At 69.7% G+C, this 22,630-nt stretch carries 21 protein-coding genes; 14 read left to right on the top strand and 7 right to left on the bottom strand.

The features are described 5' to 3' along the window. Positions 1-19 precede the first annotated feature (19 nt). Positions 20-1,693, bottom strand: a complete 1,674-nt coding sequence (locus C693_RS0108330) for a ShlB/FhaC/HecB family hemolysin secretion/activation protein (protein WP_017461805.1) — start codon at positions 1,691-1,693, stop codon at positions 20-22. A 104-nt stretch (positions 1,694-1,797) separates the two neighbouring features. Continuing rightward, the gene (locus C693_RS23620; protein WP_017461804.1) at positions 1,798-2,898 is read right to left on the bottom strand and encodes a hypothetical protein; all 1,101 of its coding nucleotides are present in this window, start codon (positions 2,896-2,898) and stop codon (positions 1,798-1,800) included. Between the two features lie 135 nt (positions 2,899-3,033). Here C693_RS23620 and glnD point away from each other — a divergent pair, with 135 nt between their 5' ends. The 8 genes from glnD (at position 3,034) to C693_RS22600 (ending at position 13,651) form a co-directional block, all read left to right on the top strand. After that, entirely contained in the window at positions 3,034-5,676 is a 2,643-nt protein-coding gene (gene glnD, locus C693_RS0108320) for a [protein-PII] uridylyltransferase (RefSeq protein WP_017461803.1), read from the top strand. 82 nt (positions 5,677-5,758) lie between these two features. Beyond that, entirely contained in the window at positions 5,759-6,361 is a 603-nt protein-coding gene (locus C693_RS0108315) for a DsrE family protein (RefSeq protein ID WP_017461802.1), read from the top strand. 122 nt (positions 6,362-6,483) lie between these two features. Beyond that, positions 6,484-7,311, top strand: a complete 828-nt coding sequence (gene dapD, locus C693_RS0108310; protein ID WP_017461801.1) for a 2,3,4,5-tetrahydropyridine-2,6-dicarboxylate N-succinyltransferase — start codon at positions 6,484-6,486, stop codon at positions 7,309-7,311. After that, positions 7,308-7,658 carry a Spx/MgsR family RNA polymerase-binding regulatory protein gene (locus C693_RS0108305; RefSeq protein ID WP_017461800.1) on the top strand — a complete coding sequence of 117 codons (351 nt, stop codon included), beginning with the start codon at positions 7,308-7,310 and terminating at the stop codon, positions 7,656-7,658. Before dapD ends, C693_RS0108305 begins: the two co-directional genes overlap by 4 nt. Beyond that, positions 7,651-8,031 carry an ArsC/Spx/MgsR family protein gene (locus tag C693_RS0108300; protein ID WP_017461799.1) on the top strand — a complete coding sequence of 127 codons (381 nt, stop codon included), beginning with the start codon at positions 7,651-7,653 and terminating at the stop codon, positions 8,029-8,031. The genes C693_RS0108305 and C693_RS0108300 overlap by 8 nt, the downstream gene beginning before the upstream one ends. Beyond that, entirely contained in the window at positions 8,028-9,161 is a 1,134-nt protein-coding gene (dapE, locus tag C693_RS0108295) for a succinyl-diaminopimelate desuccinylase (protein WP_017461798.1), read from the top strand. The genes C693_RS0108300 and dapE overlap by 4 nt, the downstream gene beginning before the upstream one ends. Before the next feature lie 154 nt (positions 9,162-9,315). Next, positions 9,316-10,092 carry a hypothetical protein gene (locus tag C693_RS0108290; RefSeq protein WP_017461797.1) on the top strand — a complete coding sequence of 259 codons (777 nt, stop codon included), beginning with the start codon at positions 9,316-9,318 and terminating at the stop codon, positions 10,090-10,092. 355 nt (positions 10,093-10,447) lie between these two features. Next, positions 10,448-13,651, top strand: a complete 3,204-nt coding sequence (locus C693_RS22600) for an EAL domain-containing protein (protein WP_017461796.1) — start codon at positions 10,448-10,450, stop codon at positions 13,649-13,651. A gap of 4 nt (positions 13,652-13,655) precedes the next feature. On the opposite strand, the gene C693_RS0108275 is transcribed toward C693_RS22600, so the two are convergent. Both C693_RS0108275 and C693_RS0108270 read right to left on the bottom strand, forming a co-directional pair. Further along, a complete protein-coding gene (locus C693_RS0108275; protein ID WP_017461795.1) occupies positions 13,656-14,921 on the bottom strand; it encodes an RNA polymerase sigma factor in 1,266 nt (421 codons plus the stop codon). Positions 14,922-14,971: 50 nt separating this feature from the next. Beyond that, entirely contained in the window at positions 14,972-15,406 is a 435-nt protein-coding gene (locus tag C693_RS0108270; RefSeq protein WP_017461794.1) for a YciI family protein, read from the bottom strand. A 234-nt stretch (positions 15,407-15,640) separates the two neighbouring features. Here C693_RS0108270 and C693_RS0108265 point away from each other — a divergent pair, with 234 nt between their 5' ends. Then, a complete protein-coding gene (locus tag C693_RS0108265) occupies positions 15,641-16,030 on the top strand; it encodes a DUF3224 domain-containing protein (protein ID WP_017461793.1) in 390 nt (129 codons plus the stop codon). A gap of 13 nt (positions 16,031-16,043) precedes the next feature. On the opposite strand, the gene C693_RS0108260 is transcribed toward C693_RS0108265, so the two are convergent. Further along, a complete protein-coding gene (locus C693_RS0108260; RefSeq protein ID WP_017461792.1) occupies positions 16,044-18,455 on the bottom strand; it encodes a penicillin acylase family protein in 2,412 nt (803 codons plus the stop codon). Next, positions 18,452-19,261 carry a phosphodiester glycosidase family protein gene (locus C693_RS0108255; RefSeq protein WP_017461791.1) on the bottom strand — a complete coding sequence of 270 codons (810 nt, stop codon included), beginning with the start codon at positions 19,259-19,261 and terminating at the stop codon, positions 18,452-18,454. The genes C693_RS0108260 and C693_RS0108255 overlap by 4 nt, the downstream gene beginning before the upstream one ends. Positions 19,262-19,367: 106 nt before the next feature. Here C693_RS0108255 and C693_RS0108250 point away from each other — a divergent pair, with 106 nt between their 5' ends. The 5 genes from C693_RS0108250 (at position 19,368) to C693_RS0108230 (ending at position 22,008) form a co-directional block, all read left to right on the top strand. After that, a complete protein-coding gene (locus C693_RS0108250) occupies positions 19,368-19,856 on the top strand; it encodes an NUDIX hydrolase (RefSeq protein ID WP_026107275.1) in 489 nt (162 codons plus the stop codon). Further along, complete coding sequence (locus tag C693_RS0108245) at positions 19,853-20,254, top strand: NUDIX hydrolase (RefSeq protein WP_017461789.1); 402 nt, start codon at positions 19,853-19,855, stop codon at positions 20,252-20,254. Before C693_RS0108250 ends, C693_RS0108245 begins: the two co-directional genes overlap by 4 nt. Before the next feature lie 104 nt (positions 20,255-20,358). Beyond that, positions 20,359-20,742 carry a hypothetical protein gene (locus C693_RS0108240; protein WP_017461788.1) on the top strand — a complete coding sequence of 128 codons (384 nt, stop codon included), beginning with the start codon at positions 20,359-20,361 and terminating at the stop codon, positions 20,740-20,742. Between the two features lie 52 nt (positions 20,743-20,794). After that, positions 20,795-21,139, top strand: coding sequence for a hypothetical protein (locus C693_RS0108235; protein WP_017461787.1), 345 nt, complete (start codon positions 20,795-20,797; stop codon positions 21,137-21,139). A gap of 86 nt (positions 21,140-21,225) precedes the next feature. Beyond that, positions 21,226-22,008 (top strand): SURF1 family protein, encoded by a 783-nt coding sequence (locus tag C693_RS0108230; RefSeq protein WP_017461786.1) that lies wholly within the window; start codon positions 21,226-21,228, stop codon positions 22,006-22,008. Between the two features lie 36 nt (positions 22,009-22,044). Here the strand turns inward: C693_RS0108230 and C693_RS0108225 are convergent, their stop codons facing one another. Continuing rightward, on the bottom strand, positions 22,045-22,482 hold the full coding sequence (locus C693_RS0108225; RefSeq protein WP_017461785.1) for a hypothetical protein: 438 nt from the start codon (positions 22,480-22,482) through the stop codon (positions 22,045-22,047). Positions 22,483-22,630: the final 148 nt, after the last annotated feature.

Below are 22,630 nucleotides of genomic sequence, written 5' to 3'. Positions count from 1 at the left end.
GGCCCTTTCCCGTAGGCGCTTACAGATCGATGGCGAGTCGGGCCCACCATTCGCCGCTGTGGCCGGAATTTCCCGCGGTCTGCGAACTGCCGACCGGATGCACATACGCGAGGGCGGCGTTGACGCGCTGCGCGTATTGGTAATCCAGGCCCAGGCCGGCGCCGCCCAGGTGCAGGCTGCTTGGGCCACTGGCCACGGTGCGGCGTTGCCACACCTTGCCTTGCTGCAGCAACAACGCACCCTGCAATTGACCGGTGTGGATCCAGGGCAGGGCATGCATCAGACGCGCGTCTAGCAGGCCCCCGGCCTCGCCGCCGGCCTCGTTGACCGGGCCGCTCATCACGCCATAGGGGCCGCCCAGGTAGAACTTTTCGCTGCCATCGAGGGTGTGCGAGGCGAGCTGGCCGTTGAAGGTCAGTCGCAACAGCCACTGACGTGGCAGCGGTTGGTCGCGCTGCACGCGCAACTGGCCCACCCAGAACGTTCCGGCGGCTTGCGGACCGGCGATGTCGGCGGCGCGTGCAGCGGTGCTGTCCGTGCCCAGCACGCCGCGGCTGATGCTGATGCCGCCGGACGTGAATCCGCCGAGCGCATCGGCCCAAGCGCCGTCGAGACTCAGCCGGGCCAGGCGGACGTGCGAGCGGCTGTCGCTTCCCACCGTGGTGCTGCGCTGGACGAAGCCGTTGCGCAGGGCATCGAGGCGGATGTCGAGCAGGCGGCCGGGTTCCAGCACCAGCGGGTAGCTCAGATCCACGCCGCCCTGGTTGACGTGGCCACGTTGCTCCAGTGCGGCAAACGCACCGCCCAGCCGGTAGAGGGTGCGCGAGCCGTAAGCACCCGCACGCAGGCCGTGCCAGAGGTCGGGCGAGACGAAGCTGAAGCCTCCCGTGCGCAGCAACTTGCCGGTGGTGGTCAGTGTGGTCAGGGCGGCCTGGGCACCGTGGCCGAAGGGGTTGTCGAGCGTGACATCCACGCCGCCGCGGACCCGTCCGGTGTAGTCGCTGCCGTAGTTGTCCGCGTGCAGTCGGGTGTGCAGCAGGGGCGTGTCGCTGAGGGCGAGCTGCAGGCTGCTGCTGGCCGGCTGGGCACCGGGCACCAGGGTGCCGGCCACGCGGACGCCAGGTGTGCGGTTGAGCAGCAGGAGTCCGCGGTCCAGTGCCTGTTGCGCCACCGGCTCCCCCGCCTCGACGCCGAGCGTGCGCCTGGCTTGCACCGGCACAAGGCGGGAATGTCCGTCGAGGGTGATGCGGTCGTAGCGCGGCTCCACCACCTGCAGCCGAACCACGCCATCGTGGAGGGTCTGTGCGGGGATGAAGGCGTTCGCCAGCGGATAGCCTTGCGCGTGATAGCGGTCAGCGATGCGCTGCGCCGCCTGCTGCAGCTCGCCGAGGGTCACGGTGTGCCCCTGCAGGCCACGCACCAGCGGGTCGAGCTCCGAAGACGGGAGCAGGGTATTGCCCTCGATGCGGATGCTGGTGATTGGAATGGGAGTGCTCGACCGGCTTGCTTGCTGCGCGGGCGGTGGTAGGTTCAGCGCGCTGGATGGAGCCTCGGGCAGCGCAGGCGGGGGGGCGGATTGCCGGAGGATGGTGCCCGCGGTCGGCGGTGTCGTCTGCGCATGGATGGACGATGCAAGGCCGAGCGTCAGAAGCGAGGGCACGAGCACGACGCGCGAAGTGCGGGTGTAGTTCATCGCGGATGTGTTGCCTTTGGTTTCCCCTGCCAGTTGGCGAGGATAGGCAACTGTGGCGGCCATCACAAACGCGTTGTGCGGCGAGCTCTGCCGTAGGTCGTGTTTCAGTGAAGCTCGAGCGAAGGGAAATGCAGCCCCAACGCTGCCCACGCGTTCGCTACTGTTTGCACCGCGTGGTCGCCACGAGCCAGCCATTCGGCATGCTGTCGCGACTTGTCGTGGATGAGCACGGACTCCGGCGGTGATGCGTTCCTTCCATCCCGCGCGCGGTAGTCGCGCACGACCTGCTCGAGCGACTCCTTGCCGTAGGGCACGATGCGTACCTCGTCACGACTGCCCAGGAACAGGCCGGAGGTGGCCATGTTGAGATGGAACTGCGTCCAGCCCGTCACGACCGCCTCGAAGTAGCTCATCTTCGCCAGCTCCTGCGCGCTGTAGCCCAGGTGCATGAGGTCGTTGGTGATCCAACGCTCGATGGCGCTGCGCGGTGTGGCGACGGGGAAACGGCCGTCCCGGGGCAGGCCGCCGCATTTCTCGTATATCGAAATGCATGCCGGCACCGGGTGGCGCACCGTTGCCAGGTAATCGGCACGCCCCTGGCCCAGCAGCATCTTGAAGCTGCCGGCCCAGGCGAGGATCTTGTGCATCTTCTTCGGCGCCAGCCAGAAGCCGTCCTTCTGCCGCTCCGTGTTGCGCTGGTAGTAGAGCTGCGCGAGCACGAGGAATTCGGCGACTTGGAACATGGCCTCCTGCAGATGGTAGTACGGGCGGTTGCCGGCCCAGTCGTACCAGGTCTCACGCAGGTCGGGGAAGCCGTCGTGTGCCAGCGCCTCGGACACCCGCGTGTGATCCAGCCCGACCGTGCGCAGCAGCTCCTTGGTGAGGTAACTGCCGCCACTGCGCGGATAGCCGATGACGAAGGCAAAACGCGTGTTCTTCAGATAGTCGCGTACGAGCGGGTAGTTGCCCGCCAGCAGGGCGACCGCCACGTGCAGGGTGTCGTTGAGTGCACGCTGGCTCAGCGGGGTGCGGAACATGGCCTCGTCGAACTTCGGCAACGGCGTGGGCGCAGCGAGGAAGTCCACCGTCTGGTTGGCCCAGTCGTACGAACCGTCCGTCCAGTCCGGGAACTGCTCGTTCATCTCGGCGAGGATGCCGAAAAAAGCGAGTGACGGCGTGAAGCGGAGATGGATGTCGAAGTTCATGCGTCCGGAGTCGGCGGCGTGTCGGTTCGATGGGAGCGTGAACCGCGGCAACTCTAGCCCATCCCCTGGGCGTACGCCGCTGCTCATGCCTTCGGGTTCTTTGACAATTCCGTTGTTCGACCGGACTCTGCCGGCATGTCGACTTCATCTATCCCGCTCCCGCCGCTGCCTCGACTGCCGATCGCGGTGCCGCGCTCCGGCGTCTCGACCGAGGCGCGCAAGGCGCTGCGCCAGCTGCTGGGCGACATGGACCGGGCGCTGGCCACCGCGTTCCGCGACGGTGCCGACGCCAGCGCGCTGGCCGCGCGACGTGGCGAGTCGGTGGGGCGCATCGTGGTGCACGTGTGGAACGCCTGCCTGGGCGAGGTCGCGGACACCGCGCTGTTCGCGGTGGGCGGTTTCGGCCGCGGCCTGCTGTTCCCGCAGTCGGACGTCGACCTGCTGGTGCTGACCACCCGTGACGACCCGACCCTGCGGCGCGCGCTGGAACAGTGCTTCGCCACCTTCTGGGACATCGGCCTGAAGGTCGGTCACGCGGTGCGCGAGCCGGCCCAGTGCAAGGCGCTGGCGGCGGAAGAGGCCAGCGTGTTCACCAGCCTGCTGGACGCGCGCCGGCTGGCCGGCGACCCGGCCCTGGACGCGGTGCTGCGCGACATCGTCGACGATCCCGCGCTGTGGCCGCCGCGTGCCTACCTGGCGGCCCGGCTGGCCGAGCGCGATGCCCGCCACGCCCGCTTCGACGACACCGCCTACAACCTCGAACCCAACCTCAAGGACGGCCCCGGCGGACTGCGCACGCTCGACTCGCTGCGCTGGCTCGGCCTGCGCCTCGCGCATGCTGCCGGTTTCGACGGGATGGTCGCCGAGGGCCTGCTCGACCCGGCCGAGCGCGCCACCCTGGCCGAGGCCGAGGCCACGTTGCGGCGCTATCGCTTCGCCCTGCACCTGGAGGCCGGGCGGCCGGAGGAGCGTCTGCTGTTCGACTACCAACGCGGGCTGGCCGCGCGCATGGGCTTCGTCGACCAGCACGAGAAGAACCTCGGCGTCGAACAGTTCATGCAGGGCTACTACCGTGCCGCCAGCCAGGTCGAGCGGCTGGGCGTGCAGATCGTCGAGCGCTTCGAGGAAATGCTCGAACCGGACAGCCCGATGACCCCGATCGGTGACGGCTTCGTGCAGCACGGCCGGCGCATCGCCGCAGCCGATCCGGAGCTGTTCATGACGCGGCCGGCGGCGCTGGTGGAGATTTTCCTGGCGCGACTGGACCACCCCGAGCTGATCGGCTTCAGTGCCGAGACCATGCGCCGTATCCACCAGGCCACCGCCCGGCACGGGACGGCGCTGACCGACGACCCGGCCGCGCTGGCCGCGTTCCTGAAGTTGCTGCAGCGCGGCGCGCCGGCGGTGGACGCGCTGTGGCGGATGAACCGGCACGGGCTGCTGGCGGCGATCCTGCCGGCGTTCGGCAAGGTGTTCGGGCGCATGCAGTACGACCTGTTCCACGTTTACACAGTGGACGAACACACGCTGCGCGTGCTGCGCAACCTGGCGCGCTTCGCCGATCCGGCGGCGGTGAAGGAGTTCCCGCTCGGCTGCCAGATCTGGGCCTCGCTGGAAAAGCCCGAACTGCTCCTGCTGGCCGGCCTGTTCCACGACATCGCCAAGGGCCGCGGCGGCGACCACTCGGTGCTGGGCGAGGACGACGCACGCGTGTTCTGCACCCGGCTGGGGCTGGCGCCCGAGCACGTGGACACGGTGGCCTGGCTGGTGCGCTGGCACCTGCTGATGAGCACCACCGCCCAGCGCCAGGACATCACCGATCCGGAAGTGGTGAACCGTTTCGCCGAGGCGGTCGGCGATCGGCTGCGGCTCGACCGGCTCTACCTGCTCACCATCGCCGACATCATCGGCACCAGTCCGCGACTGTGGAACGCGTGGAAGGATCGCCTGCTGGCGGACCTGTACACCGCCACCCGCTACGCGCTGCGCAGCGACGCCGAGCTGCCGCGCGACGCCAGCGCCAGCATTGCCGAATGCCGCGCCAGCGCGCTGGCGCTGCTGGCTTCGGAGGGCTTCGCCGCGGAGGCGGTGGAGCGGGTGTGGGGCGATTTCCCCGAGCGCAGCTTCCTCCGTCACCGGCCCGAGCAGGTGGCGTGGCAGACCGCCGCCATCCTGCGTGCGGACAAGGCCTTGCCGCTGGTGGAGGTGCACCCGTTCTCGGTGCGCGGCAGCACCGAGCTGTTCGTCTATGCGCCGGACCGCGACGGCCTGTTCGCCAGCGTCACGGCGATGCTCGACCGCATGCATTTCTCGGTGATGGAGGCGCGCGTGCTCAGCTCGCCCAGCGGCCTGGCGATGGACACCTTCCTGCTGCTGGAGGCCGACAGCCAGATGCCGGCCACGCCGCAGCGCGCCGACGAGCTGCGCCAGCGCCTGCTGCGCGCGCTGGCCGAGACCAAGCCGGTGCTGCCGGCGCGGCGCGGGCTGCACCGGCACCTGAAGCACTTCCAGATGGCGCCGCGGATCGCCTTCACGGCCACCGGTGGGCGCACCCAGATGGCGCTGGTGTGCAGCGACCGCCCGGGCCTGCTCGCCGCCGTCGCGCAGGTGATGCTGGAGGTGGGCGTGCGTGTGCACGATGCGCGCATCGCCACCTTCGGCGAGCGGGTGGAGGACTTCTTCCAGCTCACCGATCGCCACGACGCGCCACTGGACGGCGGGCTGCAGGAGCGCCTGCGGCAGGCGCTGCTGGAGCGGCTGGCCCCGGCCCAGGGGTGAGTGGCCGGCACGCCTCCAGCCGGTGGGTGCGGGTGTATCGTCCCGTCTTCCGCCCGTGCGGCAGCTGAAGGAGGAAGCAGGGATGAAGATCGGGCATGCGCGTCGTTCGGCCCTGGCGGCCCTCGCGTTCTGTGTCGCGACGGTGTCGGCTTCCGCGGCCTCCGCCGATGCCGCGGCGGCGCCGCAGCAGGGCGCCGCCGGGGTCACCTGGGTCCACCCGGTCATCGCGAAGTTCGGAGGGGTGCATCCGCGCCCCGATGTGGACATGCAGCTGGATCCGAAGGCCGACTACAAGGTGTTCGTCGACGTGGTGTCCGCCGATCTCGACTCGGACGAGCCGCTCCATTCGCTGCAGCGCCTGGCTCGCCTGGTCAACCTGATGGGCTACGGCAAGGTGCCGCCATCGCACGTGCACATCGTGGCGCTGCTGGATGGCCAGGCCGGCGCCGCCGCGCTGACCGACGAGGCCTACCGGCGGATGAGCAAGAAGCGCACCGCCAACCCCAATACCGCATTGCTGCATGCGCTCAGGCAGGCCGGGGTGAAGCTGATGGTGTGCAGCCAGGCGATGGCGGGGCTGGGCCTGAAGGACAGCGACATCGATCCCGACGTCACCATCACCCTGTCCGGTCTCACCGACCCGATCCTCTACGGCCAGCGCGGCTACAGCTACATGCAGCTCTAGCTGGTCGCGCGACGGGCGTCTGGACGGCCGTCCGGTTGTCCATTCCGTCCCGGAAGCGGGTGCTGGCGGGGCCCATGCGTGTACTCTTGGCGGCTTGTCACGAGCACGCCGGAAGCCTACGCATGTCCTCCATCCAGACCCTTATCGAAGACGCCTTCGAGCGCCGCGCCTCGCTCACCCAGGGCGAGATAGAAACCCATCTGCGCCCGGCCATCGGTCAGGTGCTGGACCTGCTCGAATCCGGCGAGCTGCGTGTCGCCGCACCGGACGGCCAGGGTGGCTGGACCGTGCACCAGTGGGTGAAGAAGGCGGTGCTGCTGTACTTCCGCATCAACGACAACCGCGTGGTCGACGGCGGCCCGGCCGGCGCCTTCGACAAGGTGCCACTGCGGTTCCCGCACGGCGATGACGCCTCGCTGCAGCAGCTCGGCGCGCGCGTGGTGCCCGGCGCGCTGGTGCGCCGTGGCGCGCACATCGCGAAGGACGTGGTGCTGATGCCCAGCTACGTGAACATCGGTGCGCATGTCGGCAGCGGCACCATGGTCGACACCTGGGCCACGGTCGGCTCGTGCGCGCAGATCGGCGCGCGCGTGCACTTGTCCGGCGGCGTCGGCATCGGCGGCGTGCTCGAGCCGCTGCAGGCCAACCCGACGATCATCGAGGACGACTGCTTCATCGGCGCACGCTCGGAGGTGGTCGAGGGCGTGGTGGTGGAGAAGGGCAGCGTGATCGGCATGGGCGTGTTCCTCGGCCAGTCCACCCGCATCTACAACCGCATGACCGGGGAGATCAGCTACGGACGCATCCCTTCGGGCAGCGTGGTCGTATCCGGAAGCCTGCCTGCCAGGGACGGATCGCACAGCCTGTACGCCGCGGTGATCGTCAAGCAGGTGGACGAGAAGACCCGGTCCAAGACCGGCATCAACGACCTGCTGAGGAGTTTCGAATGAGCGTCGATCTGTATGGCCTGGCCAAGTGCGGCACCTGCGACAAGGCGCGCGCCTGGCTGGATGCGCACAAGGTCAAGCACAGCTTCACCGACTACCGCGACGAGCCGATCGCCCCGGCCACGCTGAAGGCGTGGGCGAAGGAGCTGACCTGGGAGAAGCTGGTCAATCGCGCCAGCTACACCTGGCGCGACCTGAGCGAGCAGCAGAAGGCGGCCTCCACCGATGCGCAGTGGCTCGCCCTGATCAAGGAATACCCCGCGCTGGTGAAGCGTCCGGTGGTGGTGAAGGACGGCGCGGTGAGCGTCGGTTTCACCGAGAAGAAGTTCAAGGAGCTGTTCGGTGGCTGAAGCCGCCGTGCTCTACGGACTGGCCGGCACCGAGGCGTGCCGCAAGGCCTGCGCGTGGCTGGACCGCTTCGGTCACGCGTACCGCTTCGTCGACACCCAGCGCGAACGGCCCGCGCCCGAGGCGCTGAAAGCCTGGGCGCAGGCCGCTGGCGGCTGGGACGCGCTGGCCGACCGCGGCGGCCGCGCCTGGAAGCACCTGCTGCCGCAGCGGCGCAACCCGGAGAGCGATCCGGAATGGACGCTGCTGATCCGCGAGCATCCCGGCGTGCTGCGCCAGCCGCTGGCGGTGCTCGCCGATGGCCGTGTCGCCGTCGGCTTCACCGGCGGCAGCTACGAGAAACTTTTCGGCAAGACCGCCAAGGCAAACGCATGAGCGATGTGCTCGACCTCACCTGCGATCTGATCCGCCGCCATTCGGTGACCCCCGACGACGCCGGCTGCCAGGCGGCGATCGCCGACCGCCTGATGCGCGCGGGCTTCACCGTGCGCCACCTGCGCTTCGGTGAGGTCGACAACCTGTGGGCCACGCACGGCGGCAGCGGCCCCACGCTGGCCTTCCTCGGCCACACCGACGTGGTGCCGACGGGCCCGGTGGACGCGTGGCGCTTCGATCCGTTCGAACCCACCGTGGTCGACGGCGTGCTGTACGGCCGCGGCGCGGCCGACATGAAGGGTTCGGTGGCCGCGATGGTGGTGGCGCTGGAGGCCTTCGTCGCCGCGCATCCGGGCCACGCCGGTCGCGTCGGCCTGCTGCTGACCAGCGATGAAGAGGGCCCGGCCAACCTCGACGGCGTGCGCCGTGTAGCCGAGGTGTTCCGCACCGAAGGTGAGCGCATCGACTGGTGCGTGGTCGGCGAGCCGTCATCCACCACGCGCCTCGGCGACCTGATCCGCGTGGGCCGGCGCGGCTCGCTCAGCGGCACGCTGACCGTGCGCGGCGTGCAGGGACACGTGGCGTATCCGGAGAAGGCGAAGAACCCGATCCACGCCTTCGCCCCCGCGCTGGCCGAACTGGCCGCCGAGCGCTGGGACGAGGGCAACGCCGATTTCCCGCCGACCTCGTTCCAGGTGTCCAACCTCAACGCGGGCACCGGCGCCACCAATGTCATCCCGGGCACGCTCACCGCGCTGTTCAACTTCCGCTACAGCACAGCCAGCACGGCCGAGGGGCTGAAGGCCCGCGCCGAGGCGATCCTCGCGCGCCACGGGCTGGACTGCACGCTGGACTGGAACCTTTCCGGCGAGCCGTTCCTCACCCCGCCGGGCGGACGCCTGCGCGAGGTGGTGGCGTCGGTCTGCCGCGAGCGGGCGGGCGTGTCGCCGGTGGAGAGCACCGGCGGCGGCACCTCCGACGGCCGCTTCATCGCCCCGCTGGGGGCCGAGGTGGTGGAGCTGGGGCCGGTGAACGCCACCATCCACAAGGTGGACGAGTGCATGGTCGTGGCCGATCTGGAACGGTTGCCCGACCTTTACGGGGTGATCTGCGAGCGATTGTTGCCCTGATCGGCCTAAAAATGTGATGCGCATCACATTTTCTTGCGATTCGGAGTAGCCTGCGGGGCCTTCGCCTTTTGGCGGAGCCCTTCGCGCGTCGCGAAGAGAGTTCGGGGCCCTATTCCACATCTGTGCAGGGCGATCCGCCCTGAGGGAGACTCTCATGAAGCGCATCATCGTGTGGCTGGTCCTGGCGGCCGGCCTGTCCTGTGTTCCGGGTAGCCAGGCGGCCGAGAAGGACGGCCCCAGCGTCATACGCAGCTACACCGACTGGGTGGCGCCCGCCGACCAGCAGGCCTACGAGGCCGGCATCAAGACCTACAACCGGTGCCTGGGCGAGCATGGATTCAAGTACGCATGGATGGCGCTGAACCACGAGACTGGCGACGTCTACACGTATTCCTACGTCACCGAGCCGCTCACCTGGGCGGATTTCGATGCGATGCGGGACAGCAGCAAGGCCTGCGACGGGACGTTCCGGGAGAGCGTGAATCCCCATCTCAAGCATGAGACCAGCGGTTTCATGAAGGTCATGCCGGAGATGAGCCACATGCCCAAAGGGAGCAACATGGGACAGGGCTACGTCGATGTCGTGCTGTTCACCGTCAAGCCCGGCCACGAGGCCGACGAAAGCTTCAGGGACACCGTGAAGCAGCTCACCGCAGCTGCCGCCAAGGCGAAGTGGCCCGGTCGTTACCAGGTCATGCGCGTGGTCGATAGCGGGGACGACGCGCCGGACTACATCCTGGTCAGTCCGTCCAGGGACTGGGCCGACTTCGGTGCCGAGCCCGATCCTGCGTTCTGGAAGATGGTGGCCAACGTCTATGGCGAGTCACAGGCCAAGTCCCTGCGCAAGGCAATGAACGATGCGGTCAAGCACGTGTCCGCGCATGTGGACCGCTACAACGCCGAGCTCACCTATCGTCCGTCCGGCAAGTAACCCATGTTTCGCGTGTTTCCCCGCGGCCCGCACTCGCGGGCCTTTTTTTGGGACAGGCAGGTCCTGCGATGCCCCCGATCGGCGTGGCCTGCGCCAGGTCATGTCCACGCACCCTCGCACTTCCGCGGCAGCTGAGCGGGCTCAGGCGAAAGCGACAAGATCGCATGCGCTTCGTCGCCAGCGCTTGTCATGACCGTTGCTTTGTCGACATCCTGTAGCCACGCAAACAATGCAAGGAGGCCCCAACGTGTCTGCAGGGAGGGCTGGACTGCTGTTGCTGTGCTGCTTCTGCGCCTTCGCGGTTCCGGCGGGGGAGATCGCTCCGCCTTCGACAACGCTGGCGGAGACGGCCGGTGTGACCACGCGCATCCGCGTGGTGACGGACAACAACTACCCGCCCTTCGTGTTCCTCGACGCCGACGGCAAGCCCCGCGGCTATGAAATCGACCGGTGGCGCCTGTTCGAGCAGCACACCGGCATCCACGTCGACCTGGAACCGATGGACTGGGCATCCGCCCAGCGGGAGTTGCTGGCCGGCAGGGCGGACGTGATCGACATGATCTTCCGCACACCCGCCCGTGACTCGCTGTACGACTTCTCCGCGCCCTACGCCACGCTACCGGTGTCCATCTTCGTGGACCGCCGCATCCGCGGTGTGGTGGATGTGCAGTCCTTGCGAGGCTTTCCGGTCGGTGTCGAACGTGGCGATGCCTGCGTGGAGCGGCTGCATGCCGCGGGCATCACGGACCTGAAGGAGTTTGCCGGCTACAGCGACATGATCCAGGCCGCCACCCATGGCGACACGCGCATCCTGTGCATGGACGAGTATCCGGCCGATTTCTACCTGTATCGCCACGACGCGCTCGACCACTTCTACAAGGCTTTCGTGCTCTACACCGGACAGTTCCACTGGGCGGTACGCAAGGGCAACGGCGCGATGCTTGCCCGGGTGGAACAGGGCATGGCGAAGATCACGCCGGCCGAACTGACCGCGCTGCGCCACCGCTGGCTCGAGCATCCCTTCGTGCTCAGGTCCTACCTCGAGCCGGCCGCGATCGCGGCATCGGTGATCCTGTTGGCGCTCGCGCTGCTGGCATGCTGGGTGTGGGTTCTGCGGCGGGCGGTGGCGGCGCGCACGCGTGCCGTGCTGGCCAGTCGGCAGCAGATGCAGGCCGTGTTCGATGCCAGCCCCGACGCGATGTGGGTCAAGGACCTCGCCGGGGTCTACCGCGAGTGCAATGGTCGGGTGGACGAGCTGTTTCGCGGCGGGCGGCAGGAGCTCATCGGCAAGACCGACCGCGAGCTGTTCGACGCTGCATTCGCCGACCGGGTGCAGGCGATGGACCGCGAGGTGCTGCGGCTGGGGCGCCAACACACGTACACCTTCGGGCTGCAGGTGAACGACGGCAGCGAGCGCCAGCTCGAGGTGATCAAGGTGCCGGTGCCGGGAGCGGACGGTTCCGCCACCGGCGTGCTGAGCGTGGCGCGCGACATCACCCTGCGACTGCAGGCGGAATCCCAGCTGCGCCTGTGGGGCAAGGCATTCGAGCACGCCGCGTTCGGGGTGAAGATCTACGACGTGCGCACGCAGCGGATCACCGCGGTCAATCCCGTGTTCGCCCGGGAGCGGGGCTACACGCCCGGGGAGCTGGAGGGGATGCCGGTCGACATGCTGTATCCGGCGGACCTGACCGAAGCGCAGCGCGCCGAGCGCCGCGCCGCCGAGCAGCAGGACCATTCCCTGCTGGAGAGCGAGCACGTGACGCGTGACGGACGGCGCTTCCCGGTGCTGCTGGATCGCTCGGTGGTGCGTGATGCCGATGGCAGGCCGCAGTTTGCGGTGGTCTATGCGCAGGACATCAGCGAACGGCGCCGGGCGGAATCCGAACTGCGCCTGGCGGCCGTGGCGTTCCAGACCCAGGAGGCGCTGATGGTGACCGATGCCAGCGGCACGATCCAGCGGATCAACGATGCGTTCAGCGCCTTGACCGCCTACCGGCCGGAGGAGGTGCTGGGCAAGCGCCCCTCGATCCTCGGCACGGCGCATCACGACCACGACTATTACGGTCGCATGTGGCAGCAGATTCACGAGAAGGGCTTCTGGCAGGGCGAGCAATGGATCGCGGGCAAGGATGGCGTGCCGCGGGTGGTGCGCATGGCGGTCTCGTCGGTACACGATGCGCGAAGCCAGGTGAGCCACTACGTCTGCACCATGACCGACCTCACCAACGAGCGCGAGGCGATGGCCCAGGCCGAGCGCATGACCTTTTTCGATCCGCTCACCGACCTGCCGAACCGGCGCTTCCTGCACGGCCAGATCCAGCATCTGCTGGAGGAGAACCGGGGTGGCGCCCTGATGATGATCGACCTGGATCATTTCAAGCGCGTCAACGATCTGCGTAGCCACGGCACCGGCGACCGCCTGCTGTGGCTGGTGGCCATGCGCCTGCGTCCGTTGCTGGAGGAAGGCTGCATGCTGAGCCGCTTCAGCGGCGATACCTTTGCGGTGCTCCTGGAGTACCCCGGCGACGATGGCGACCGCATGCAGCACGCCATGGCCTGTGCCGAGCGCGTGCGCCAGTCGATACTCCCGCCGTTCCAGCTCGACGACGACACGCGCATCACCGTGACCTGCAGCATCGGCGTCACCGAACTGGAGCCCGGCAGGGGCTCGGCGGAGTCCGTGCTGCGCGAGGCGGAACTGGCCATGTACGCCGCCAAGGCGGCGGGGCGCGACCAGGCCGTGGCGTTTGCTCCGGCCATGCAGGCTGACATCGAGCGCAACGAGGAGCTGGCGGCCGAGCTCAAGCAGGCGATCGATCTCGACGCACTGGAGCTGCACCTGCAGGTGCTCGTGGATCGACGCGGCCAGCCGGTGGGTGCCGAGGCATTGCTGCGCTGGCAGCGGCGCAACGGCGAGCATGTATCGCCCGCACTGTTCGTGCCGTTGGCCGAGGAGCGCGGGCTGATTCTGCCGCTGGGCGACTGGGTGCTGCGCAAGGCCTGCGCGCAACTGGCGGCCTGGGCCGCTCACCCGCGCACGCACCACCTGACGCTGTCGGTGAACGTGAGCGCCCGTCAGTTCGGACATGCCGGCTTCGTCGAGAACGTGCTGACGATGCTCGCCGAGGCGGGCGCGGATCCGACGCGGCTGAAACTCGAGATCACCGAGACCGCCGTGCTCGACGATCTGGCCTGGGCGGCGAGCAAACTGGCCAGCCTGCGCGCGCAGGGCGTGCAGGCCTCGCTGGATGACTTCGGTACCGGCTATTCGTCGCTGGCCTACCTCTCGCGCCTGCCGCTGGACCAGCTCAAGATCGACCGCTCGTTCGTCAGCCGCCTGCCCAATGTGGCCGGCGATGCGATGGTGGTGCAGACCATTATCGCGATGGGGCACGGGCTGGGCATGGACGTGGTGGCCGAAGGCGTGGAGACGGAAACCCAGTGGGCGTTCCTGATGGAGCAGGAGTGCGATGTGTTCCAGGGCTATCTGTTCGGGCGGCCCCTGCCGCCGAAGCAGTTCGAGGCCCTGTTGGCCACGCTGGAGACGGCGGACTGAGTGCTCAGCCCGCCGGGGCATCCAGTGCAGCGGCCCGCGCCAGCAGCACCGCGCGCTCGCCTGCATTGGCGGTCAGTTCCGCCGCTCGACGGAACTCCGCGCGTGCGTCGTCTTGCCTGCCCAGCTGTTCCAGCAGGTCGCCACGCACCGCTGGCAGGGGAGCGTAGCGGGCCAGGGCGGGCGCGTCGGCGATGGCGTCGACCAGTGCCAGGCCTGCCGCCGGTCCCTCCGCGCGCGATACGGCGACCGCGCGGTTGAGTTCGACCACCGGCGAGGGAGCGACCTGCAGCAACAGCGCATAGAGGGCGGCGATGCGAGGCCAGTCGGTGGCCGCGGCCGTCGGTGCACCGGCGTGGCAGGCGGCGATCGCCGCCTGCAGCGTGTACGGGCCGGCGCCGTCGGGATGGCGGATGGCGCGGGCGAGCAGTGCCTGGCCGCGGGCGATCGCCAGCCGGTCCCAGCGCGCGCGGTCCTGCCGATCCAGCAGGACCGGCCGCCCGGTCGCGTCGATCCGCGCGTGGGTGCGCGACGCCTGCAGCTCCATCAGCGCCAGCAGGCCGAGCACCTCCGGCTCGTCCGGTTCCAGCGCGGCGAGCATGCGGCCAAGTCGCAGGGCTTCTTCGCACAGTGCGGGGCGCATCCAGTCCTCGCCGGCGGTGGCGGCATAGCCTTCGTTGAAGATCAGGTAGACCACGCCGAGCACGCTTGCCAGCCGTTCGCCCCGCTCCTCGCCCCGTGGCATGTCGTAGGGCACCCGTTTCTCGGCGAGCGTCCGCTTGGCGCGCACGATGCGCTGCGCCACGGTGGGCTCGGGCTGCAGGAAGGCACGCGCGATCTCGGCGGTGGTGAGGCCGCCGAGCAGGCGCAGGGTCAGCGCAATGCGCGCCTCGTGCGGCAGCACCGGATGGCAGGCGGTGAAGATCAGCCGCAGGCGGTCGTCGCCGATGTCGTCGTCGAGGGCGTCGAAGTCGGGCATCACGTGCGGCTCAAAGTCCGGATCGCCGCCGAGCATCGCGTGCTTGCGCTCGGCGAGCTGGCGGTGGCGCAGCAGGTCGATGCCGCGATTGCGCGCGGTGGTCATCAGCCAGGCGCCGGGGTTGTCGGGAATGCCGCTTTCCGGCCAGCGCTCGAGCGCGCTGACCAGGGCGTCCTGGGCCAGCTCTTCGGCCAGGTCGATGTCCCGCACCACGCGGACCAGGGCGCCGATCAGTTTCGGTGCCTCCAGTCGCCATACGGCATCGATGCGGCGATGCAGTTCGGCCGTTTCCATGCGACCGATCACAGCACTGCCAGGCGTTCGCGGCAAGCATGCCGATGGCATCAGCGCGTCCGTTCGGCGATCTGCCCGCGCAGCCGGGCCTCGGACTCGCGCAGTTCGGGCGACATGATGTCGGCGAAGTCGGCCTCCTCGTACAGCGGCCGGATCTCGATCTCGCACTCGCCCACGAACGGGGCCGGGCAGCGACGCGCCCACTCCAGCGCCTCGTCCATCGAACGCACCTGCCACAGCCAGAATCCGGCGATCAGTTCCCGGGTCTCGGCAAACGGACCGTCGATCACCTGCTGCCCGCCGCCCGCGAAACGCACGCGCCTGCCATCGCGGCTGGGCTTGAGCCCTTCACCGGCCAGCATCACGCCGGCCTGCACCAGTTCCTCGTTGAAGCGGTTCATCGCCGCCATGATCTCGGCGTTCGGCATCGCCTGGGTCTCGCTTTCGGACTCGTCGGTGGCTCGCACCATCACCATGCATCGCATCGCTGTTCTCCTTCCCCGAGGCATCGGGCCGGCACATGCCGGTCTCGTCCTGACGACGAACCGTCCGGCGCGGATTCGACATGCTTCGCTTCCGTCGCCGGCGGTATCGCGGGTCGTCGGCGCGCGCCGGGCCTCGCCGCATGTGCCGATGCGGCCTGTGCTTGAATGCGCGCAGGGCAGGGCCGGCGATGCTGGCGCGCTGTCGGGGTCAGGGCATGAGCGAGGGCGGCACAGATGCAGGCAAACGGCACATTCGAGGTCACGCGGGAGTCGCAGCCACTGGCGGCGGTCAGCGCACCGGCCAACCTGGGGCGGCATACGCTCGACAAGCGCTTCGAGGGCGATCTGCAGGCCCACAGCGTGGGTGAGATGCTTTCCGCTGGCGGCGACGTCGCCGGCTCGGCGGGCTATGTCGCGCTGGAGCGTGTGACCGGGCGGCTCGATGGTCGCGAAGGCAGCTTCGTGCTGCAGCACAGCGGCACGATGGATCGCGGTACCGCCGCGCTCACCGTGCACGTGGTGCCTGACACCGGTACCGGCGAGCTGGCCGGCCTGGCCGGCAGCATGACGATCCGCATCGCCTCGGGGCGGCACGAGTACACGTTCGACTACACCCTCGGCTGACCGCGCCGACGCCTCACCCGGCCGTCGGTTCCAGCGTCAGCGTGTGCTGCGCCGGGCCCGGCAGCAGCGGGGACGGCCGTCCGTGTACCCAGTCCTCGTGGCCGGCGCCGAAGAACGGCGACAGCGGGTTGTCGCTCTGTCCGCCGGGCATGTGGAAGATGCCGCGGTCTTCGTGTCCGGGCGAGACGTCCAGCCGCTCGGAGGCACCGAAGCCGGGGGCGGCCACCCGCGGCATGTTGCTGTCGCCGGGCACCGGCTGGTCGGGCATGTCGATGAAACGGGCCAGCCAGCCGGGAAGGGCGCGTGCCAGCGGATGGTTCACCGCCGCGCGGTTGCGCTCGCCCCAGGTGCGCGCGGCGAGGCCGCCGGGTGGCTTGCCGAGCGTGTCGACCACCTGCGTCGCCGAAGCGAGCAGCAGGGCGTGCCAGTCGGCGTAGCGCGGGTCGAGCAGGTGCTTCGGCTGCTGCCGTACCAGTGCCCACACGGCCGCTTCCGGATCGCCGAGGCCCGGCCAGGTGAAGTCGGGGAAACGCGCCTGCACGCGGGCGGCGAACGGCGCCAGCACGGCCTGGTGCACCTGCTGGCGGAACGCGCGCACCAGCCGGTAGGCGACGCTGTCCACGTCGGCCCGGCCATTCCATGGACGGGTCAGCTCGCGCAGCTGCACCAGCGACGGGTCGGTGGCGCCGGCCAGGGTCTGCTGCAGCAGGTGCTGCCAGCGGCCCAGCAGCACGCTGCGGTCGTCGAGCTGGATGTCCAGCAGGTCGCCGGGCGAGAACGCCGCGTGGGCGCGCAGGTCATCGCGGATCGCCTGCGCACGGGCGCCGAGGTCGTGGCCGCCGTTGCCGAGCAGGGCCAGCCAGTCGCCGCCCACCGTGCGGTTGTTGGCAGTCCACAGCCGGCCGCCGGGCGGATTCTCGATCCGGGGGTACTGCGACGGCGCGGCCCAGCCGGTCCAGCCGGTGCCGGGCTGCGACCAGTCGGCGGGCACCTGCGGGTCGAAGCCGTGGCGCAGCGGGATGCTGTTGCTGGCGATGGTCCAGCCGATGTGGCCCTGGTTGTCGGCGGCGAGCAGGTTCTGCGCGGGCATGCCCAGGGTGGGCGCGAGGTCGAGTGCCTGGTCCACGCCGGTGGCGCGCTCGAGCTGCATCAGCGCGAGGTTGTAGCCGTGCGGACGATCGCCGGTCCAGGCCAGCGCCAGCGGCGTGCCGTCGGTGTCGGTCGCGGTGATCGGACCCCAGCGGGTGTCCTCCACCGTGATCACCCGGTCGGGCGCACCCTTCACGTGGATGGTCTCGCGGTGGGTGGCGATCGTGGCCCAGCCGTCGGGCGTGCGGTAGCGCGTGGGATCGGCCGGGTCGCGCTGCACGCGCACCCAGTCCTCCCAGTCGCCGTAGCTGTTGGTGAAGCCCCAGGCGACCTGCCCGTTGGAGCCGACGACCAGCGCCGGCGTGCCCGGCAGGGTCACGCCACTGGCGTCGCGGGTGCCGTTCGGTGCGGTCGGGTCGGGGTAGCGCAGGCGCGCGCGGAACCACAGGTTGGGCACGCGCAGGCCCAGGTGCATGTCGTTGGCCAGCATCGCCGCGCCGGTGCCGGTGAGCGCGCCGGCCACGGCGAAGTTGTTGCTGCCGGGGCGGGCGTCGTCCAGCGCGGGGGCGAGCACGGCGGCGAGGTCGTGGCCACCGGCCGGCGCGTTGGCGCGCAGGTCGAAAGTAGCCGCATCCGGCACGACCGGTGCGGGCGAGAGCGGGCCGGCCAGCGGCGCTTCCCAGGTCGGGTCCGGCGCGAGCAGGAAATCGACCAGCGGTGCCGGCAGCACGGCGCGCATCTGCGCAATGCGCAGCTCGCGGGTGTTGCGACCGTCGCTGTTGAGGTCCAGGTACATCGCGGCGATCACCAGCAGACTGTCTTCCGAACGCCAGGGCTTCGGCTTCGTACCGAGCAGGAAGTATTCCCAGGGACGTGCCTTCATCGCGGCCAGCCCGGCGTTCACGCCGTCGCGGTAGCGGTCCAGCGTGTGCCGCTGGTCCGGCGGCAGCTGCGCGTAGGCCTGTTCGGCCACCGCGCGCAGGCGCAGGCGGCGGTGGGCTTCGTCGGTCTTGATCGCTGCGGGACCGACCAGCGCCGACAGCTCGCCGGCCGGCAGCCGGCGCATCAGGTCCATGTCGAAGTAGCGCTCCTGTGCGTGGACATAGCCCATCGCATAGCTGATGTCGTCGCGGCTCCGGCCGTCGAAGGTGGCGGTGCCCAGCGCGTCGCGCGTCACCGTGACCGGGGCGGTCAGTCCGCTTGCGGCGACCTGGCCGTCCAGTCGGGCGCGGCCCGATGCCAGCAGGCTCCAGGCGGCGACGAGGGCGACGAGCAGCAGCAGGGCGAGTGCGATCAGGCTGCGGCGCAGCCAGCGCCGGCGGGGAGGAGTCGTCATGGGTTGTCGAATACCGCGAAGATGCCCGCATAGGGCTTGAGCATGAAGGCCGGCGCGCCGCTGTAGCCCTCACCGTCCACGTACATCTGCGAGATGGTGCCGTCCAGGTACAGCGCGTCGCGGCAGCCGAGGCCGTCGCGGAACAGGCGTGCGAAGGTGTGGAAGTTCACCGGCGTCTCGCTGACCGCGAACACCACCTTGTGCGGCGTCACCGCGCACACGCCGCTGCGCCATTTCACGCTGGCCGACTCATCCTCGAACTGCGGGTTGAGCCGGCCGTCGATCACCAGCATCGGGCCGGACTGGGTGGCCAGCGTCACCGGCTTGCCCTCGGCCTTGAACGCCTCGCTGGTGCGTACCGCGGCATGGCCGTCCGGATACACCGCGAACACCCCGTTGGGGCGCAGCGAGAAATTGCCGGCGGCCGGATTGCCGTGCGCCATGTTCAGCGGCACGCGGACGTGGCCGTCCTCGACGAACAGCCCCAGTGGCGCGTTGCGGCGGTCGTAGATGCCGGCGTTGGCGGCGAACAGCAGCCGCCGGCCGTGCCGCTCGCCCCAGTGCTGCAGGTTCTCGATGCTGCCGAAGGCGACGCCGTTGTCCGGATCGCGCCAGTGCAGCGAGAGCGTCTGGCGGGCGAGGTCGATGGTCACCACGTGGAAGCGCTGGCCGTCGAACTCGCGCTCGGCGCTGTCCACGGCGCGCGCGCGGGAGGCGCAGGCGGCGAGCAGCGGCAGCAGCACGGCGGCACCCAGCAGGGCGGGCCAGCGGCGGGAGCGGGGAAGGGAGGAAAAAAGGCGCGGCATCCCCCCGATGGTCGCCGCCCCGCGGCCCACGGTGCAAGCACGGCCGGCGGCGCGGTTCAGCCGGCCCGCGCCGGGACGCTACACTGCGCTTTTTGCCGGCCGCGCCATGCCTTACTGCCCCATTGTCGCCACGCTCGGATACGTGCTGTCGCCCGACCGCCGCCGGGTGCTGATGATCCACCGCAACGCCCGCCCCGACGACCAGCACCTGGGCAAGTACAACGGCCTGGGCGGCAAGATGGAGCCGGGCGAGGACATCGCTGCCTGCATGCGTCGCGAGATCCGCGAGGAGGCAGGCATCGAGTGCACCTCGATGCAGCTGCGCGGCACGCTCAACTGGCCCGGCTTCGGCAAGCAGGGCGAGGACTGGCTGGGTTTCATCTTCATCATCGACGGCTACACCGGCACGCCGCTGGAGCGCAATCCGGAAGGCACGCTGGAGTGGGTCGAGCGCGCGCGCCTGATGGACCTGCCGATGTGGGAGGGCGATCGCCACTTCCTGCCGCTGGTGTTCGACGACGACCCGCGGCCGTTCCACGGCGTGATGCCGTACAAGGACGGGCGCATGCAGTCGTGGTCGTACAGCCGGCTGTGAGCGACTTGCGAAAGCTGATCCGCATCGTCGTGGCGGTGATCCGTGACGAGGCGGGCCGCGTGCTGCTGGTGCGCAAGCGCGGCGCCACGGTGTTCCAGCAACCCGGCGGCAAGCGCGATCCGGGCGATGCCGATGATCTCGCCACGCTGGCGCGCGAGCTGCGTGAGGAACTGGGCGTGGCGCTGGTGTCCGGGTCCGCGCGCCACCTGTGGCGGGCCAGCGCGCCGGCGGCGAACGAGCCGGGGCATGTGGTGGAGGGCGAGGTGTACGCGGTGGCGATCGAGGGTGTCCCCACCGCCTGCTCCGAGATCGAGACGCTGCGCTGGGTCGATCCGGCCGAGCCCGGCGACCTGCCGATCGCCCGGCTGAGTCGCGAGCACATCCTCCCCCGGCTCTGAACGGCTGTGCCCGGCCGGCTTGACGCCGTCACCGGACAGCACGGACGATCCGCTCGCCCGCCGGCCGTGGTGGCCGGTGCCCAATCCTTCAAGGACAACGTGTCATGGATCGATGCTCGACCCGGATCATCGGCCTGGTGCTGGCCGCTGTCGTCTCCACCGCCGCAATCGCCGCCGCGCCGCACTGGCTGGACTTTCCCGCCGGAGCGCCGCTGCGCGCCACCGTCACCCTGCTGCCGAAGCAGGGCGATGTGGGGCGCGAGACGCCGATCTACACCGGCTACGCGCCGCAGCTGGCGTTCCATCCGGGCACGGCCGAGGTGACCTGCCGGCTCGACCTGGGCGACTCGGACGACGGGCTGGCACCCGGTGCCACGCGGACGGTGGGGGTCAAGTGCGACGATGTGCTGAAAGTGCGCGAGGACAAACTGTCGTTCTCCCTGTTCGAGGGCGGCCGCAAGGTCGGCGAGGGCGTACTGCTGCGCTGAAGCGTGGTCATGGCAGTGGCGTGAGTCGACGCGGATACCGGAGGGTCGATCGATGATCCAGATGCTTCCCGCCGCGCTGGCGCTTTCCACTGCCCTGGCCGGCGTCGTCGCGGTTGTGCTGCAGCTGCGCGGCAGATATGTCTCGGCTGCATGGTGCAACCTGCTCACGCCGGCCAGCCTGGGCACCGTCGCCCTGCTGTCCCTGCTGGCTCCCGATCCACGCCCCAATCCAGGGGCGCTGACGCTGCTCGGTGCGCTGATCGTCTGGGTGCTGCTGCTGGTTGCTGGCGCGCGCCGTCCCAGGCCGCCTCCGGCGTTGTTCTGGCCCGCCTGGGTAATCCACCTTGGCCTGAGTGCAGGGCTGGCCTGGCTGGCGCTGCGGTTCCGGATCTTCTGAAGCGGGGTGCCCGGCCGCACGTTCGATTTTCCGCGTGGCCGCAACGCCTGGCACTACCATGTGCCGCATCGAAAGGTGACATCCACATGGTTGACGAGAGATCCGACATCGACACGGAAGGCGGCCATCCGCCGCGCGGCCCGTTGGCCCTGGCCCTGCTGGCGCTGCTTGGCGTGGTGCTGTTCGCCGGCTTCATCTCGCTCGGCACCTGGCAGGTGCACCGGCTGGCATGGAAGCGGGCGCTGATCGCACACGTGCACGCCCGCGCGCATGCGCCGCCGGTGGACGCGCCCGGCCCGGCGCAGTGGCCGGGTGTTACTGCCGCAAGCGATGAATACCGGCACGTGCGGCTGCACGGCAGCTTCCTGTACGACCGTTCGACCTACGTGTGGGCGGCGACAGCCGAGGGCAGCGGCCTCTGGGTGGTGACGCCGCTGCGTCGCGACGATGGCTCGCTGGTGCTGGTCAACCGCGGCTTCGTGACGCCGGAATGGTGTGGCCGCCGCGGCACCTGCGCGCCCGGCGCCGCCGGCGCGGTGACCGTGACCGGTCTGCTGCGGATCAGCGAACCGCCGGGTTTCCTGCGCCACAACGATCCGGCGAAGGACGACTGGTACACCCGCGACGTGGCCGCCATCGCAGCCCGCCGGGGACTGAAAGACGTGGCGCCGTATTTCGTCGACGAGGATGCGGCCTCCGAGGCCGGGGTGGCGCATGCGCCCAGGGGCGGGCTGACCGTCATCCACTTTCCCAACAACCACCTCAGCTACCTGATCACCTGGTATGCGATGGCGCTGATGGTGCTGGTGGCGGGGTTCTTCGTCGGCCGCTCGGAGCTGCGCCGTCGTCGCGGGATGCGGTCGGCCTGAGGTTTCCGGCTGGTCGTGGATTGCGCGGCCGCGGCTTCAGCGACCGAAGCGGTGGTCGTTGAAATGCCCCTGGCCGCCGCTGATCGTGAAACTCATGCCGCCGGTCGGGTGGTCGCAGTCACCGAACGCCCTGCTGACGCTCACCGTGCCGGTCTGATAGTTGCCGCTGAGGTGGTTGCCGGCCACCACGCCCATGCCCACGCTGCCATGCACCTGGGGCTGGTTGTAGGTGGCGTCGTCGCAGGTATCGGCCGGCGCGTTGGCCGCCAGGCTGGCGTCGGTGGTGCCGCTGGTGTCGCCGTAGTAGACGCCCGGCGCCGTGCTGCTGCTGGCGGGCCTGGCGGCGCTGCTGCTGGCGGCGGGAACGGCGCCCGGCGGGAGCTTGAGGTTGAGTGGCGGGCTTGCACTCTGTGCTGCGGCAGAGCTTGCAAGCGCACTGGCAAGGAGCAGGCCGAGGGGTCGTTGGATGGTCATGTGCGCTCCGCGGGTAGGGCTGTGTCAACGCGCGGGGACGCGTGACGTGCACAGCCATGCTTTGGGTGCCGCGGTGGTCGGAAGTTCCTGCCGTCGCGACAACGTGGCCAATCCGTTCAACTGTCCGTAGGAGCCCGCTCCCGGGGGG

It is taken from the genome of Dyella ginsengisoli LA-4 (assembly GCF_000334915.1).
GTDB classification, from domain to species: Bacteria; Pseudomonadota; Gammaproteobacteria; order Xanthomonadales; family Rhodanobacteraceae; genus Dyella_A; species Dyella_A ginsengisoli_A.
Note: the sequence above shows the minus strand (reverse complement) of the source record. Positions and strands in the feature narration are given on the sequence as shown.

What these genes read in the sequence shown, in the direction of transcription:
- dapD (WP_017461801.1), top strand. Translation starts at nt 6,484, where the DNA reads ATGTCCTCCATCCAGACCCTTATCGAAGACGCCTTCGAGCGCCGCGCC.
- glnD (WP_017461803.1), top strand. Translation starts at nt 3,034, where the DNA reads ATGTCGACTTCATCTATCCCGCTCCCGCCGCTGCCTCGACTGCCGATC.
- C693_RS0108290 (WP_017461797.1), top strand. Translation starts at nt 9,316, where the DNA reads ATGAAGCGCATCATCGTGTGGCTGGTCCTGGCGGCCGGCCTGTCCTGT.
- C693_RS0108230 (WP_017461786.1), top strand. Translation starts at nt 21,226, where the DNA reads ATGGTTGACGAGAGATCCGACATCGACACGGAAGGCGGCCATCCGCCG.
- C693_RS0108270 (WP_017461794.1), bottom strand. Translation starts at nt 15,406, where the DNA reads ATGCGATGCATGGTGATGGTGCGAGCCACCGACGAGTCCGAAAGCGAG.
- C693_RS0108330 (WP_017461805.1), bottom strand. Translation starts at nt 1,693, where the DNA reads ATGAACTACACCCGCACTTCGCGCGTCGTGCTCGTGCCCTCGCTTCTG.
- C693_RS0108305 (WP_017461800.1), top strand. Translation starts at nt 7,308, where the DNA reads ATGAGCGTCGATCTGTATGGCCTGGCCAAGTGCGGCACCTGCGACAAG.
- C693_RS0108265 (WP_017461793.1), top strand. Translation starts at nt 15,641, where the DNA reads ATGCAGGCAAACGGCACATTCGAGGTCACGCGGGAGTCGCAGCCACTG.
- C693_RS0108250 (WP_026107275.1), top strand. Translation starts at nt 19,368, where the DNA reads ATGCCTTACTGCCCCATTGTCGCCACGCTCGGATACGTGCTGTCGCCC.
- C693_RS0108240 (WP_017461788.1), top strand. Translation starts at nt 20,359, where the DNA reads ATGGATCGATGCTCGACCCGGATCATCGGCCTGGTGCTGGCCGCTGTC.
- C693_RS0108260 (WP_017461792.1), bottom strand. Translation starts at nt 18,455, where the DNA reads ATGACGACTCCTCCCCGCCGGCGCTGGCTGCGCCGCAGCCTGATCGCA.
- C693_RS0108315 (WP_017461802.1), top strand. Translation starts at nt 5,759, where the DNA reads ATGAAGATCGGGCATGCGCGTCGTTCGGCCCTGGCGGCCCTCGCGTTC.
- C693_RS0108225 (WP_017461785.1), bottom strand. Translation starts at nt 22,482, where the DNA reads ATGACCATCCAACGACCCCTCGGCCTGCTCCTTGCCAGTGCGCTTGCA.
- C693_RS0108255 (WP_017461791.1), bottom strand. Translation starts at nt 19,261, where the DNA reads ATGCCGCGCCTTTTTTCCTCCCTTCCCCGCTCCCGCCGCTGGCCCGCC.
- C693_RS0108275 (WP_017461795.1), bottom strand. Translation starts at nt 14,921, where the DNA reads ATGGAAACGGCCGAACTGCATCGCCGCATCGATGCCGTATGGCGACTG.
- C693_RS0108235 (WP_017461787.1), top strand. Translation starts at nt 20,795, where the DNA reads ATGATCCAGATGCTTCCCGCCGCGCTGGCGCTTTCCACTGCCCTGGCC.
- dapE (WP_017461798.1), top strand. Translation starts at nt 8,028, where the DNA reads ATGAGCGATGTGCTCGACCTCACCTGCGATCTGATCCGCCGCCATTCG.
- C693_RS23620 (WP_017461804.1), bottom strand. Translation starts at nt 2,898, where the DNA reads ATGAACTTCGACATCCATCTCCGCTTCACGCCGTCACTCGCTTTTTTC.